At 68.0% G+C, this 13,808-nt stretch carries 10 protein-coding genes; 5 read left to right on the forward strand and 5 right to left on the reverse strand.

Features of this window, described 5'->3' with window-relative positions; all coding sequences use genetic code 11:
• Positions 1-194: 194 nt before the first annotated feature.
• Entirely contained in the window at positions 195-1,562 is a 1,368-nt protein-coding gene (locus tag ACYVDK_RS11800; protein WP_460521919.1) for a class I SAM-dependent RNA methyltransferase, read from the reverse strand.
• 148 nt (positions 1,563-1,710) lie between these two features.
• Between ACYVDK_RS11800 and ACYVDK_RS11805 the strand changes: the two genes are divergently transcribed.
• The 3 genes from ACYVDK_RS11805 (at position 1,711) to ACYVDK_RS11815 (ending at position 6,116) form a co-directional block, all read left to right on the forward strand.
• A complete protein-coding gene (locus ACYVDK_RS11805) occupies positions 1,711-3,279 on the forward strand; it encodes an LCP family protein (RefSeq protein WP_460521921.1) in 1,569 nt (522 codons plus the stop codon).
• Positions 3,280-3,336: 57 nt separating this feature from the next.
• The gene (locus ACYVDK_RS11810) at positions 3,337-3,990 is read left to right on the forward strand and encodes a Maf family protein (protein ID WP_460521923.1); all 654 of its coding nucleotides are present in this window, start codon (positions 3,337-3,339) and stop codon (positions 3,988-3,990) included.
• Positions 3,991-4,355: 365 nt separating this feature from the next.
• On the forward strand, positions 4,356-6,116 hold the full coding sequence (locus ACYVDK_RS11815; protein ID WP_460521925.1) for an acetyl/propionyl/methylcrotonyl-CoA carboxylase subunit alpha: 1,761 nt from the start codon (positions 4,356-4,358) through the stop codon (positions 6,114-6,116).
• A 163-nt stretch (positions 6,117-6,279) separates the two neighbouring features.
• Here ACYVDK_RS11815 and ACYVDK_RS11820 read toward each other — a convergent pair whose 3' ends face one another.
• The 3 genes from ACYVDK_RS11820 to ACYVDK_RS11830 all read right to left on the reverse strand — a co-directional run bounded on the left by ACYVDK_RS11820 (position 6,280) and on the right by ACYVDK_RS11830 (position 10,287).
• Positions 6,280-6,861 carry a hypothetical protein gene (locus tag ACYVDK_RS11820; protein ID WP_460521927.1) on the reverse strand — a complete coding sequence of 194 codons (582 nt, stop codon included), beginning with the start codon at positions 6,859-6,861 and terminating at the stop codon, positions 6,280-6,282.
• A gap of 174 nt (positions 6,862-7,035) precedes the next feature.
• Complete coding sequence (locus ACYVDK_RS11825) at positions 7,036-8,739, reverse strand: APC family permease (protein ID WP_460521929.1); 1,704 nt, start codon at positions 8,737-8,739, stop codon at positions 7,036-7,038.
• Between the two features lie 114 nt (positions 8,740-8,853).
• Positions 8,854-10,287, reverse strand: coding sequence for an NAD(P)H-quinone dehydrogenase (locus tag ACYVDK_RS11830; RefSeq protein WP_460521931.1), 1,434 nt, complete (start codon positions 10,285-10,287; stop codon positions 8,854-8,856).
• Between the two features lie 289 nt (positions 10,288-10,576).
• On the opposite strand from ACYVDK_RS11830, the gene ACYVDK_RS11835 reads away from it, so the two are divergent.
• Entirely contained in the window at positions 10,577-11,413 is an 837-nt protein-coding gene (locus tag ACYVDK_RS11835; protein WP_460521933.1) for a purine-nucleoside phosphorylase, read from the forward strand.
• Positions 11,410-13,182 (forward strand): phospho-sugar mutase, encoded by a 1,773-nt coding sequence (locus tag ACYVDK_RS11840; RefSeq protein ID WP_460521935.1) that lies wholly within the window; start codon positions 11,410-11,412, stop codon positions 13,180-13,182. The genes ACYVDK_RS11835 and ACYVDK_RS11840 overlap by 4 nt, the downstream gene beginning before the upstream one ends.
• Before the next feature lie 296 nt (positions 13,183-13,478).
• Here ACYVDK_RS11840 and ACYVDK_RS11845 read toward each other — a convergent pair whose 3' ends face one another.
• The gene (locus ACYVDK_RS11845; RefSeq protein ID WP_460521937.1) at positions 13,479-13,751 is read right to left on the reverse strand and encodes a PTS sugar transporter subunit IIB; all 273 of its coding nucleotides are present in this window, start codon (positions 13,749-13,751) and stop codon (positions 13,479-13,481) included.
• Between the last annotated feature and the right edge of the window lie 57 nt (positions 13,752-13,808).

The raw sequence follows: 13,808 nt of genomic DNA on the forward strand, positions 1-13,808 counted from the left end.
AACCCGCGCATATCAGACTGACCACGCGTCGACCAGACACGCCGCATCCCCAACACCCCAACGCGAACGGTGAAGCGCTGCCGGACACGCCAGCCCGGCAGCGCTTCACCCCTGCCCACTTGACAAAACACGCTACATATCAGTTGTAGCCGCCCCGGCGCCGGCGTCGCGGCGAAGGTCCACCGGACCTTCGCTCACGGCTCCAGCGCGCGCACCAGCGATGCCACGACCTCGACGTGGTGAGTGTTCGGAAAGAGGTCGAACGCGCGCGCCGTGCGCAGTTCGTAGCCGCGTTCGCGGAACCAACCCAGGTCGCGGGCCAGAGCAACCGGGTCGCAGGCGACATACACCAGCTGGGCGGGCCCCAACGCCGCCAGCAAGTCGACGACCTCTCGCCCGGCACCGCTGCGCGGCGGGTCGAGCACGATCGTTCCGGCGCGCAGCCGGGCGCGTTCCCCCGCTGACGCCCTGTCGGCGAGCCCGCGCAGGTAGTTCTCGACGCGTGCGGTCACGGTCTGAGCACCGATCCACTCGGCAAGGTTGGATGCGGCGTGATCCGTCGTGCTCTCATCGGACTCGACACTCGTGATACGCGTGGTGGGCCCGAAGCGGTCCGCGACGGCTGCCGCCAGCAGACCCACTCCACCGTAGAGGTCGAGGTTGTACGCACGCGGGTCGAACAGCGAGTCGTCGACTGCGTGCTGCACGGCCCGGGTCAGCACCTCCGGCGCCTTGCGGTGCACCTGCCAGAACCCGGTCGAGTCCAAGGCGAAGCGGCGGTCCCCGACCCGCTCGTGCACGACCTGGGGACGCCTGCCGGTGTCGCCTGCCGCGTCCCGGTGCGTCACCGAGACGAAGCCCTCGCTTGTGACCGCGATGTCGATGGTTCCACCGCGGTGCTGCTGCTCGCCGAGCGGTGCGGCGCGCTCGACGGCCTCGATCGCCAACGGGAGGTCGGTGACCGGCACCACACGGTGCGAGCGGGCCGCATAGGGTCCGACGTTGCCCTCGTCATCCACCTGCAGCCGCACTCTCGTGCGCCAGCGGATGCCCTCCCGGTCCTCGTCGACGCGTTTGCCCGACTCGGGCGCCGCCTCGACCTCGGGTGCCTCATCGAGCGCGGCCATGCGGGAGAAGGCATCCGCGATCACCTGACGCTTCAGCTCGCGCTGATGCGCCAACTCGATGTGACCGAACTCCGCGCCACCGGCCCGGTCCGCGGGGTCTCGTTCGACCGACGCCGCCTGCCACACATGCGGCCGTCGATGCTCGGATGCCTGCAGTACCCGCACCGTCTCCGCCCGCCAGAACCGGTCGTGACGCGTGTCCGAGACCCGGGCGACCACCCTCTCGCCGGGGAGCGCGTCGCTGACGAACACCACACGACCCTCGTGACGGGCGATGAAGACGCCGCCGTGCGCGACACCCGTGACGTCGAGCTCCAGCTCGACAGGATCGCCGGCGATGCGACGCACAGCGGTCGTCGACTTCGACGGCCGCCTGGTCTGCGAGGGCCGGGCAGCAGGGGTGTGCGATGCGGTGCGACGAGGAGGGCGAGGCATCCTTCGATCGTCGCATGCGCCAAGTCTCAGTGTCGTATTTCGGCGTGGCGCGGAACTGTCGCTGCGAGTTCGCTCACTCTGGTTCATGGGGCGCTCAGAACGGGTGTCTACGGTCGAACTCTGCGTCGAGGGAAACGAGAGGGGGCGCGTGACCTACTACAAGAACGGTCGGCCGATCGACCCGCGCAAGATCGCGCGGGTCTCGGGGTCGAAGCAGTCCGGTGGCGGACGTTCCGCGGATTCCGATGCCGATCGGGCGCCGTCACCGGCTCCTGAGCGACCCCGTACACAGCGGGAACCCACCAGCGCACCCCGTTCGCAACAGCCTCCGGCACCGCACCCGCGCGACCCGTACGAATACCTCGAGCCTTTCCACGAGTCTCGCGCGCGATCGGCGGCACGTGTCTCAGCGCCCGGCGGGCCGCCACCTGCAGCGCCCGGCGGGCGGAGGCCCGCCCAGCCCGCCGATCGGCGGAAGCGCACGTTCCGGCGGCGGCGGATCATCGCCGGACTCGCTGCAGCGGTCGTGCTCGTGCTCGTTGCGGGTGGAATCTTCGTGTTCGCGCAGTATCAGGATCTGTCCACGGGCATCCATCGCACGAGCTTGGGGCCCGCGCAGAACACCGCGGAGACGAACATCCTCGTCATGGGGCTGGACAGTCGGCTCGACGAGAACGGCAACCCGTTGCCCGCCGACGTGTACAACGCTCTGCACGCCGGCACCGCCGACGACGGCGGATACAACTCGAACGTTCTGATGCTGCTGCACATACCGGCCGGCGGCGGGCATCCGGTGGGCATCTCCATTCCGCGCGACGACTGGGTGAGTCTGCCAGGGGCGCCGGATGGGGCGTCCATGGGCAAGATCAAGCAGGCGTACGGCTTCCAACTCGACCAGACGCTCACCCATCTGACGCGGACGCAGCCGAACCTTTCGCACGCGGATGCCTATCAGCAAGCGCGCTCGGCCGCGCGCGTCGAGGAGGTGAAGACGGTCGAGCAGTTCCTGAACGTGAAGATCAACCATTTCGTCGAGGTGACGATGGGGGCGTTCTATCAGCTCGCCGAGGCGGTGCAGCCCATTCAGGTGTGTCTGAACGAGGCGACGGCCGACAGCTATTCCGGCGCGAACTTCGTGAAGGGCGTGCAGGAGATCAACGCACAGCAGGCCGTCGCCTTCGTACGCCAGCGGCGCGACACGACCACCTCGCCCGTGAATCTCACCGACCTCGACCGGGAGCGACGGCAGCAGGCGTTCATCATCTCGCTGGCGAACAAGCTGAAGCATCAGAACCTGTTCGACGACTTCAGCGTGATGGAGAAGATGCTCGGCACCGTCAAGAACGACATCGCCGTCGACTCGAACCTCGACCTGCTCAGCCTCGCCTCTGACGCCAAGAAGTTCGCCGGCGGTGGCGTGAGCTTCGAGACCCTGCCGATCTCGTCCTTCGGCGTGAGGGACGGCCAGGACGTCAACCTCGTCGACGTGAACCAGGTGCGCACCACGACGGCGCAGTTGATCGCCGCGTCGGACGCCTCGTCGACTCCGAAACCGTCGGCCTCCTCCGGTTCGTCGAAGGCGTCGCACGGTTCGTCGGGTTCCTCTTCGGGGTCGTCGGGGTCTTCGGGTTCGTCGTCGGCGTCGACACCCGCTCCCTCGAACACATTCGGCACGAACGGCGTGATGTCCTCCGCCGGCATCCCCTGCGTGAACTGAGCGCCGCTGACCGGACGAGCGTTCCATGAGGCCGGGCGGCGGCAGCAGAATGGTCGGGTGCGTCTCTACCTTGCTTCCACGTCACCCGCCCGCCTGACCCTGCTGCGCGCGGCGGGCATCGAACCGCTGACGATCGCGCCAGGAGTGGACGAGCCCGGGACCGTCGCCGAGGCAGAGGCCGAGCGCGGTCCGCTGCCCGCGGCGGAGATGGTGCAGCTCCTCGCCCGGGCCAAGGCCGAAGCGGTCGTCGGAGCGTCGGTCGACGGCATGCCGATCGACGGACTCGTTCTCGGCGGGGACTCCGCTTTCGAGGTCGACGGGGTCATCTACGGCAAGCCGCACGAGGCATCCGTGGCTCGTCAGCGCTGGCATGCGCAGCGCGGGCGCACCGGCGTGCTGCACTCCGGGCACTGGCTGATCGACCACAGCCGCGGGCACGTGCGCGGGGCTGCGGGCGCGGTGGCAGAGGCATCCGTCACCTTCGCCGACGACCTCGACGACACCGAGATCGACGCGTACATCGCCACCGGCGAGCCGCTGAAAGTGGCCGGTGCCTTCACCATCGACAGCCTCGGCGGTCCGTTCATCACAAGGGTCGAGGGCGATCCGAGCACCGTCGTCGGCCTCTCGCTCTCGACGCTGCGGTCTCTCGTGAAGCGCCTCGGGTTCGAGTGGACCGACCTCTGGAACACCACGAACACCGCGGTTTGAGCTCGTCGAAACCCGGCATCCCGGTCGTGTAGGAACGCAACACCTGCGCCGCCGGCTGACCTCCACTTGCGTGAGTTTGTCGAAGGGTCGAAACCGCACTACTTGCGGACTGGTTTCGACACTGCTTGCGAACTGGTTTCGACAAGCTCAACCAACGGTGTCGGCGGTGCCGTGGCTACCGTCTGCATCACTCGGCCGCGCAGCGGCCAGCGGGTTCGACACGCTCGACCCACGAGAGCATCGTCGAACGCGTAATCGACGGGCCGCCGCACGGATGCGAGTTGTAGGCATCCGAAAGCGTTGGGGGCGAGGTTTGTGGACGGCATTCAAAACCGCGCGGGGGGCCGTCAATAGGCTTGAAGACTGTGCCACACATCTCGAAGGTCCTGATTGCCAACCGCGGCGAGATCGCCGTGCGAGTCATCCGAGCGGCCAGAGACAGCGGAATCGGCTCCGTCGCGGTGTACGCGGATCAGGATCGTGACGCCGTGCACGCACGACTCGCCGACGAGGCGTACGCACTCGACGGCTCGAACAGCGCCGAGACCTACCTCTCCATCGAGAAGCTGCTCTCCGTGTGCCGTCGCTCCGGCGCCGACGCCGTTCACCCCGGATACGGGTTCCTCGCCGAGAACGCCGACTTCGCCCGCGCCGTCATCGATGCCGGCCTGATCTGGATCGGCCCGGGCCCCGAGGCGATCGAGCGGCTCGGCGACAAGGTCTCCGCCCGTCACGTCGCCGAGAAAGTGGGCGCGCCGCTCGCCCCAGGCACACTGAACCCGGTCAGCGGAGCCGACGAGGTGCTCGAATTCGTCGACCAGTACGGTCTTCCGGTTGCGATCAAGGCGGCGTTCGGCGGCGGCGGGCGCGGCCTCAAGGTGGCTCGCGAGCGCGATGAAGTCGCCGAGCTGTTCGAATCCGCCACGCGTGAGGCGATCGCCGCGTTCGGCCGCGGTGAATGCTTCGTGGAGAAGTACCTCGACAAGCCTCGGCACGTCGAGACGCAGTGCCTCGCGGATGCCCACGGCAATGTCGTCATCGTCTCCACGCGTGACTGCTCGCTGCAGCGTCGTCACCAGAAGCTCGTGGAGGAGGCGCCGGCGCCGTTCCTCACCGACGATCAGCTCTCGCAGTTGTACAGCTCGTCGAAGGCGATCCTCAAGGAGGTCGGATACCTCGGCGCCGGCACCTGCGAATTCCTCATCGGGCAAGACGGCACTGTCTCATTCCTCGAGGTGAACACGCGACTGCAGGTGGAGCATCCGGTCTCCGAGGAGGTCACCGGGATCGACCTGGTGCGCGAGCAGTTCCGCATCGCCGAAGGAGGCGTGCTCGACTACGACGACCCGCAGCCGCGCGCACACTCGATCGAGTTCCGCATCAACGGCGAAGATCCGGGTCGGGGCTTCCTCCCGGCACCCGGGCCGGTTCACGTGTTCAAGCCCGCTTCGGGGCCCGGAGTGCGCGTCGACTCCGGCGTGCAGTCGGGAGACGTGATCTCCGGCGCGTTCGACTCGCTGCTCGCCAAGCTCATCGTCACCGGCGCCACCCGCGAAGAGGCGCTGGAGCGGTCCCGTCGTGCCCTCGACGAGTTCGAGGTCGCTGGGCTCCCCACGGTGCTGCCGTTCGATCGTGCGATCGTGCGCGACCCGGCGTTCGCGCCGGAGGACGGGCATCCGTTCCGCGTCTACACACGCTGGATCGAGACCGAGTTCGTGAACGATCTCGAGCCGTGGAGCGGCGAATCAGCCGAGACCCCCGAGGCCGAGCCGCGGCACAGCGTGATCGTCGAGGTCGGAGGCAAGCGCGTCGAGGTGAGCCTGCCGACGAAACTGCTCATCGCGGGTGGCACGGCCAACGTCGGCCACGCGCCGAAGCGCAAGGGCGCCTCGCACTCGATCGCCACCGCCACCGGCGACTCGGTGACCGCTCCCATGCAGGCCACCGTCGTGAAGCTCGCGGTCGGCGAGGGCGATCAGGTGGTGAAGGGCGACCTCATTCTCGTGCTCGAGGCGATGAAGATGGAACAGCCGCTCACCGCGCACAAGGACGGCACGATCGCCGACGTCAACGCGCAGGTGGGTGCGACCGTCTCCAGTGGCCACCTGCTGCTGAACATCGTCTGACGCGGCGGCGTACGCTTCGCCGGAAAACGAACGGTGCGCTGGACAGAACTCGAGATTCTGTCCGGCGCACCGTTCATCTTCCGGCCGATCTCACCACGAAGGTTGAGCATCCGGTGGCCGTCCAGCCGCCGCGCCGAGACGTGACGGCGGGCGCCGATGGCCGTCAGCCGATGGCACCGCCGGCGAGGGTCTTCTCCTCGATCTCCGACTCGTTCGCGGCATCCCCGATGTACTCCTCGATCTTCTTCGTCGGCAGCGTGATCTTCACGGCCACGATGTAGATCGCGAGGTTGATCAGGAACACCCAGAACATGCTCGGGTTACTCGCCGGGTCGAACAGCCAGCTCACCAGGAACATCAGGATGAACCATGGGATCACCCAGTATGCGCTCGCGAAGAAGTCGAGCCTGGGACGGTTCGCCCACTTCCTGGCCACGAGTTCGTAGATGATCAGGAAGACGTAGCCGATCAGGATCGAGATCGCCAGTTTCTGGTTCGTCGCCCAGCCGTGTTCGATCCAGGTCGCGTCTCGCGTCCGCAGCGCCGCCGTGGGCGAGCACGATCGGCGGCCGAGAGTCGCCGTCTCCATCACGGCCGCGGGAACCGCGGTCGAGGTATCCGTCGGCGTCACCGGCAAACGGCCCGCTCCCGCGGTGTGCCGCGATCTCCACGACAGCATCCACGCCGAACTCACCACCGTCCACGCGATGCCGCCGCTCAGCGTCGCGGTCAAGATCTCCAGCATCGCCTGAAGTCGCTCCGTACTTCTGTTGAAGGCGACCGCGATATTGGCCAGACCGCACCCGATAGCCGGACGCCTTCCGGCACCGCAATCGGCGCAGTCGCATAGACACCGCGTGGCCCGGGTCCAGGCAGCCCCTGGACCCGGCCGCGCGGTGTCGTGGAGGTGAGCCGGCGATCAGTGCGCTTCCGCCGCCGAGCCCTCCACTTGCGCTTCCGGCTCGGCAAGGATCTCGCGCACACGGTCACCGGGCAGCTGGCAGTACCATGCCACCGCGAGCACGACAATGGTCAGGATGATGTTGGCGATGATGGCGCCGTTGAACCCGTAGACGTTCGCCTGGCCGGCCTGGGCCGTGCTCGTACCGCTGTAGCTACCGAGGTAGCTGACCAGCGTGATGCCGGCAAACCAGAGCAGCACCCACCAGCCGTGCTTGAAGTCCAGCTTCGGGGCGCGGCGTTTCGGGCCACGATCGACGAGCTCGAGGATCCCCAGGATGATGTAGCCGAGCACCACGGCCCCCATCATCTTCCAGACCTGATCCCAACCGGACCAGTACATGATCAGGTTGGTGGACAGCAATGCCAGGAAGACGATGACCCACGGCCATTTGGCCCGGTAGGGACGCTCCACCTCGGGTATCTGCTTGCGGAAGGTGAGCAGGGTGATCGAACCAATGCCGAAGGAGAGCACGGTCAGCGAGGTGACGATCCCGACCAGCGCCTGCCATCTCGGGAACGGCAGGAAGAAGATGCAGCCGACGACCCAGGCCAGGATCAGGCTCACCCACGGCACACCATTCTTGTTGACCTTCCCCAGCGCGGCCGGGGCGTTCTTGTTGCGGGCCATTGCATAGGACATCCTGGCGGTGACGCCGGTGTAGATCAGGCCCGTGTCGCCGGGAGAGATGAATGCGTCGGCGTAGAGCAGGCCGGCCAGCCAGCCCAATCCGAGCACAGTGGCCAGCGTGGCCAACGGGCTGAAGTTGCCCGCGTCGCTGCCGGTCACGATCAAGGCACCGACGTCGTGCCAGCCATGCTTGGCCAGCCCCGCCGGGTCCTGAGCGCCGATGAAGATGATCTGCAGCAGGATGTAGAGGACGCCGCAGATGACCACCGACCCGATCAGGGTCAGCGGCACGTTCCGCTTGGGGTTTCGAGTCTCGCCTGCCAGTTCGATGCCCTGCCGCCAGCCCAGGAACGAGAACGCGATACCGGCGGCCGGGATGGCCTCGAAGGCGCTCTGCAGCCCGTACGGCGCGAACCCGCTGCCGTCCTTGGTGGCGATGGTGAAGTTGCCGGGGTGGAACGCGACAAGCGCGATGGCCACGATGACCAGCACCATCATGCCGAGCTTCCACCAGACCAGCACATTGTTGATCCGGGCGAACCACTTGACGCCCAGGTAGTTGATCCCGACGAAGAGAGCCATCAGCAAGATCGCGACGACCAGCCCGACGCCGGTCAGCGTGGCATCCTTGTTCTCCAGCCAGTGCAGGTACGAGGTGGCGTACGTCAGCACGGCCGAGACCTCGACCGCGGCCACAGCGGCGCAGGCCAGCCACGTCACCCAGCCCGCGGAGTAGCTGGCGAAGGAGCCCCACGCGTAGTGCGGGTACCGGGCAACGCCACCGCTGCGCGGGAACATCACGCCGACCTCGGCGTAGCTGAGGCCGATGAACAGGAACATGATCGTGCCGACTATCCACGAGATAATCGACGCCGGGCCTGCCTGCGAGGACGCGTGCAGGGAACTGAACAGCCACCCGGAACCGATGATCGACCCGATGGCGGTGAAGAGCAGGCCGATCGTTCCGAAGTCTCTCTTAAGGCGGACGTCGTCGCCTGCCGCGGACCCGGCCCCCTCTAATTTCGTCGACATTGACTACTCCTTCCGGGCCTTCGAGTGTGCCCATACAGTTGTTCGGACGTTACTCCCTCGACGGCATGTTGTGCACGTACTTGTGCCATGTCGTCATTGCGACCATGCGCGGGTCTAAAGCACGATGTGCATGGCGCGTGCGGCATCGGTGATGGAGTTCGACAGCGACGGATACACCGAGAACGCCCTGGCGACCTGGTCGACGGTGAGTCGGTGCTCGACGGCGAGCGCGACCGGGAGGATGAGCTCGCTCGCACGCGGCGCAACGATGACGCCGCCGATCACGGTGCCGCTGCCGGTGCGGGCGAACAGCTTGACGAAGCCGTCCTTGATGCCCTGCATCTTCGCCCGAGGGTTGGACTTGAGCGCCAGCTTGTAGATGTCGCCCTGCGCGATGCCCTGCTCGATCTCGCGCTGGTTCCAGCCCACCGTGGCGATCTCGGGCGTCGTGAAGATGTTGGATGCCACGTTCCGCAGCTCGATCGGCGTCACCGAATCGCCCAGCGCGTGGAAGATCGCCGTGCGGCCTTGCATCGAGGCGACGGATGCCAGTGGCAGCACGTCCGAGCAGTCCCCCGCCGCGTAGATGCTCGGCATCGACGTGCGGGCGACGCGGTTGACGCGGATGTGGCCGCTCGGGGTGAGCTGCACGCCGGCATCCTCGAGCCCGATGCCGGCGGTGTTCGGGATCGAACCGACGGCGAGCAGGCAGTGCGAACCCTCGACCGTGCGGCCGTCGGTGAGCGTGGCGACCACGCCGTTCTCGGTGCGCTCGACGGACTCCGCCCGAGACTTGGAGAGCACCGTCATGCCGTTGCGGCGGAACACCTTCTCGAGCACCGTCGCGGCATCCGCGTCTTCACCTGGCAGCACGCGATCCCGGCTGGAGATGAGCGTCACCTTCGCGCCGAGGTAGGTGTAGGCGCTGGCGAACTCGGCACCGGTGACGCCCGAGCCGACCACGATCAGGTGCTCGGGAACGGAGTTCAGCGAGTAGAGCTGTGTCCAGGTGAGGATGCGCTCCCCGTCCGGCATCGCCGACGGAAGCAGCCGCGGGCTGGCGCCGACCGCGATCACCATCGTGTCGGCCTCGATGCGGTCGAAGTCGGTGCCGTTCTCCTTCGCGGTGGAGACGATGACGGCATCCGGTCCGTCCAGCCGTCCCTCACCGGTGACGATGCGCACGCCGGCGTGCACGAGCTCGCTGCGCATGTCTTCGGACTGCTGCCTGGCCAGGCCGAGCAGACGCTTGTTCACGGCGGAGAGGTTGACGGCGACCTCTGGCCGGATCGGCCGTCCGGACTCGGTACGGCCGAAGAACTGCACGCCCAGGTCGGCAGCGTCGCCGATGGCGCGCGTCGCGTCGGCTGTGGCGATGAGGGTCTTCGAGGGCACGACATCCGTCATCACGGCGGCGCCGCCGACCCCGCCGCGCTCGACGAGAGTGACCTCTGCACCCAGCTGTGCGCCGGCGAGCGCCGCCTCGTAGCCGCCGGGACCGCCCCCGAGAACGGCGATACTCTGCTTGCGCTCGAACTCGAAGGCCATGGCGTCCATTCTCTCAGACGGCCCGCTGCCGCCTTGACCGCGGCGGCCTCTGCCGCACCGTAGGTGTGATGTGAGGCGAGCCCCCCGCCCGACGCAGAACGCCGAGTCCGGGACGAGCCGATCACCGCGAAGGCGGGACGCTCTCCGAGGCGGCGGCCTCGACGGCGCTGGACGCGGCCACGCATCCTGCCGACTGCGGCGCGACCGGCGAGGACGGGCGCGCCAGACTACAAAGCCGGCCGCGCCAGACTACGCAGCTGGGCACGCAAGACCAACATAGAGTGGTGCAATGGCATCCGAGGACGCAGCTCATCCGTTCGACGACCCGGCGGCCGATCCGTTCGAGATCGCGCGCATCGCGGCCGGGCAGATCGCGCAGCGCACCGGAGTCGAGCACCACGACATCGCCCTGACGCTGGGCAGCGGCTGGGGCAGGGCCGCCGACCTGATAGGTGAGACCGTGGCGACGGTGCCGGCGACGGACATCCTCGGCTTCCGACCGCCCGCCGTGGAAGGACACGTCGGCACGTTGCGCTCGGTGCGACTGCCGAACGGCAAGCATGCGCTGGTGCTGGGCGCACGTACGCACTTCTACGAGGACCACGGGGTTCGCTCCGTCGTGCACGGTGTGCGCACGGCGGCGGCGACCGGCGCGCGGACGATGATCCTCACCAACGGTGCCGGCGGCATCAAGGAGACCTGGCATCCGGGAACTCCGGTGCTGATCAGCGACCACATCAACCTCACCGCGGCGTCACCGCTGGAGGGTGCGACGTTCGTCGACCTCACCGACCTCTACTCCAAGCGGCTGCGCGACCTCGCCCACCAAGTGGATGCCGCGCTCGACGAGGGCGTGTACGTGCAGTTCCGCGGCCCGCACTACGAGACGCCGGCCGAGGTGCAGATGGCCAAGACGATCGGCGGCCATATCGTGGGCATGTCGACCGCACTGGAAGCGATCGCCGCACGGCAATCCGGCATGGAGGTGCTCGGCATGTCGCTGATCACGAACCTCGCGGCCGGCATCTCGAACGAGCCGCTCAGCCACGCCGAGGTGATCGAGGCCGGTCGCGCCGCCGAGCCGGTGATCAGCGCCCTGCTCGCCCGCATCGTGGAGCGAATGTGAACGCGGCCGAGCAGACCTCGGCCGACGTCGTCGAGGCGGCACGCGCGTGGATCGCCGACGATCCGGATGCCGAGACCCGCGCTGAGCTGCAGGCGGTCGTCGACGACGCGTTCACCGGGTCGCCCGCAGCGCTCGACGACCTGCACTCGCGGTTCGACACCCGACTCGCCTTCGGCACGGCCGGCCTGCGCGGCGAGATCGCGGCGGGTCCGAACCGCATGAACCGCGTGCTGGTCGCTCAGGCGGCCGCGGGGCTGGCGGCCTACCTGAACGCGCAGGCATCCGCACGTGGCGATGGCGCGCAGCCGTCGGTGGTGATCGGCTACGACGGACGCAAGAACTCCGGCGTCTTCGCCCGCGACACGGCCGAGCTCATGGCGGGCGCAGGCGTTCGCGCGGTTCTACTCCCCCGCCTGCTGCCCACACCGGTTCTCGCCTTCGCGGTGAGGCACCTCGTTGCGTCCGCCGGGGTCATGGTCACGGCCAGCCACAATCCGGCCGGGGACAACGGATACAAGGTGTATCTCGGCGGCGCCGACGAGGGGTCTCAGATCGTGCCGCCGGCCGACGCGGACATCGCCGCCTGCATCGACCGGGTGGCGCGGGGACGCGTCTCGGACCTGCCGCGATCGGATGCCTACGATGTCGCCGACGAGTCGCTGATCGACGCGTACGTGGCCGCCACGGCCGCGGTCGCAGGGGCCGCGGACGCCACGAACACGGTCGGCAGCGCTCTGCCGGATGCCCTCGCCCAGACCGACGCGCCCCCACTGCGTGTCGTGTACACCGCCATGCACGGGGTCGGGTGGCCCACAGCACGCGCGGTCTTCAGGGCCGCCGGTCTTCCGGTACCCGTCACCGTTGCGGAGCAAGCCGAGCCCGACCCCGACTTTCCGACAGTGTCGTTCCCGAATCCGGAGGAACCGGGAGCACTCGACCTGGCGTTCGCACTGGCCCGCGACACCGGCGCCGACCTTGTGATCGCCAACGACCCCGACGCGGATCGTCTCGCCATCGGCATCCCCGACGCATCCGAGCAGGGGTACCGGCGATTGAGCGGCAACGAGGTGGGAACGCTGCTCGGTTGGACCGCAGCGGTGCAGGCGCGCGCAGAGGGCGTGCACGGCGTGCTGGCGGCATCCATCGTCTCCTCCCCCGCTCTTCGCGCCGTCGCAGACGCCTACGGCCTGCGCTTCACCGAGACACTCACGGGGTTCAAGTGGGTGAGCCGCGTTCCCGGGCTCGTCTTCGGCTACGAGGAGGCGCTCGGTTACCTGGTGAACCCGTCCACCGTGCGCGACAAGGACGGCATCTCTGCAGCGACGGCGGCGATCGCGCTCGCGCAGCGCCTGCACGCCGAGGGCAGGACGATCGCCGACCGACTCGACGACTTCACCCGCGAGTTCGGGGCGCACGCGTCGGCTCAGATCTCGATCCGCGTCACCGACCTGGAGCTCATCGGTCGCATCATGGCCGGCCTGCGAGCTGAGCCGCCCACAGCACTCGGCGACGTCGCGGTGTCGCGTATCGACGACCTGCGCGACGGAACGGCCGAACTGCCGCCGAGCGATGTGCTGCGCGTCGTGCTGCAGGACGGATCGCGCGTCATGGTGCGCCCCAGCGGCACCGAGCCGAAGCTGAAGATCTACATCGACGCGTTCGACGACACAGCGCCGGATGCAGCCGGCCGCCGTGCGGCCGCCGAGGCTCGCGTCGCCTCGCTCAGCGAAGCGATGCGGGGTCTCACCGAGCGGCCTGCCGCGGGTTGAGCAGCGATCGAGCCGCATATCGGAACCCGGAGTTCGCACGGAGGTTTCGTAGAGATGTCCGGCGACGCGTGGCACGGCATGGCAAGGTCCGCCGGAAATCGCACGATCCGCCGGAACGGAAGCAGGATCTGTTCCGGCGCATCCTCCGGTTTCCGGTGGATCGTGCGAGGGGAACGCCGCCACCTTCGTTCGCGTCCGTCGCACTCTCGCGCTACACCTATCGGCGTCCGGGACAGAACGAAGCTGTATCGGATACCGAGTGCAGTGACCCTGAGGCCCTGAGGCCGCTGCAGCCGTCAGCCAATGGCCTCTTCGAGCTTGCGCTCCAACTCCGTGAGGTCGAAGTAGTTGTCGATCACGACGATGTCCGCGTTCGTGCGCGGGATGCGCTCGACGAGTTCGGGCGAGGTGAGGATGACCTGGGCGTCCGCTCCCGTCGTGGCGAGGCTTGCGACGTCGGACGCGCTGACGTCGGCCGTGAGCCCCAAACGGTCGAGCGCCCGCTCGGCGTTCACCTTCAGGATCGCGGATGTTCCCACGCCCGCACCGCAGATCGCGACGATCTTCATCAGCACCTCAACGGACAGCAGCCTCGGCCAACAACGGACTCAACAGACAAACGGACT

The sequence above is a fragment of the Humibacter antri genome, assembly GCF_054777235.1.

Bases quoted from the DNA above. Each gene is read 5' to 3' on its own strand.
- ACYVDK_RS11800 (WP_460521919.1), bottom strand. From the start codon at position 1,562: ATGCCTCGCCCTCCTCGTCGCACCGCATCGCACACCCCTGCTGCCCGG.
- ACYVDK_RS11820 (WP_460521927.1), bottom strand. From the start codon at position 6,861: ATGCTGGAGATCTTGACCGCGACGCTGAGCGGCGGCATCGCGTGGACG.
- ACYVDK_RS11825 (WP_460521929.1), bottom strand. From the start codon at position 8,739: ATGTCGACGAAATTAGAGGGGGCCGGGTCCGCGGCAGGCGACGACGTC.
- ACYVDK_RS11830 (WP_460521931.1), bottom strand. From the start codon at position 10,287: ATGGCCTTCGAGTTCGAGCGCAAGCAGAGTATCGCCGTTCTCGGGGGC.
- ACYVDK_RS11835 (WP_460521933.1), top strand. From the start codon at position 10,577: ATGGCATCCGAGGACGCAGCTCATCCGTTCGACGACCCGGCGGCCGAT.
- ACYVDK_RS11845 (WP_460521937.1), bottom strand. From the start codon at position 13,751: ATGAAGATCGTCGCGATCTGCGGTGCGGGCGTGGGAACATCCGCGATC.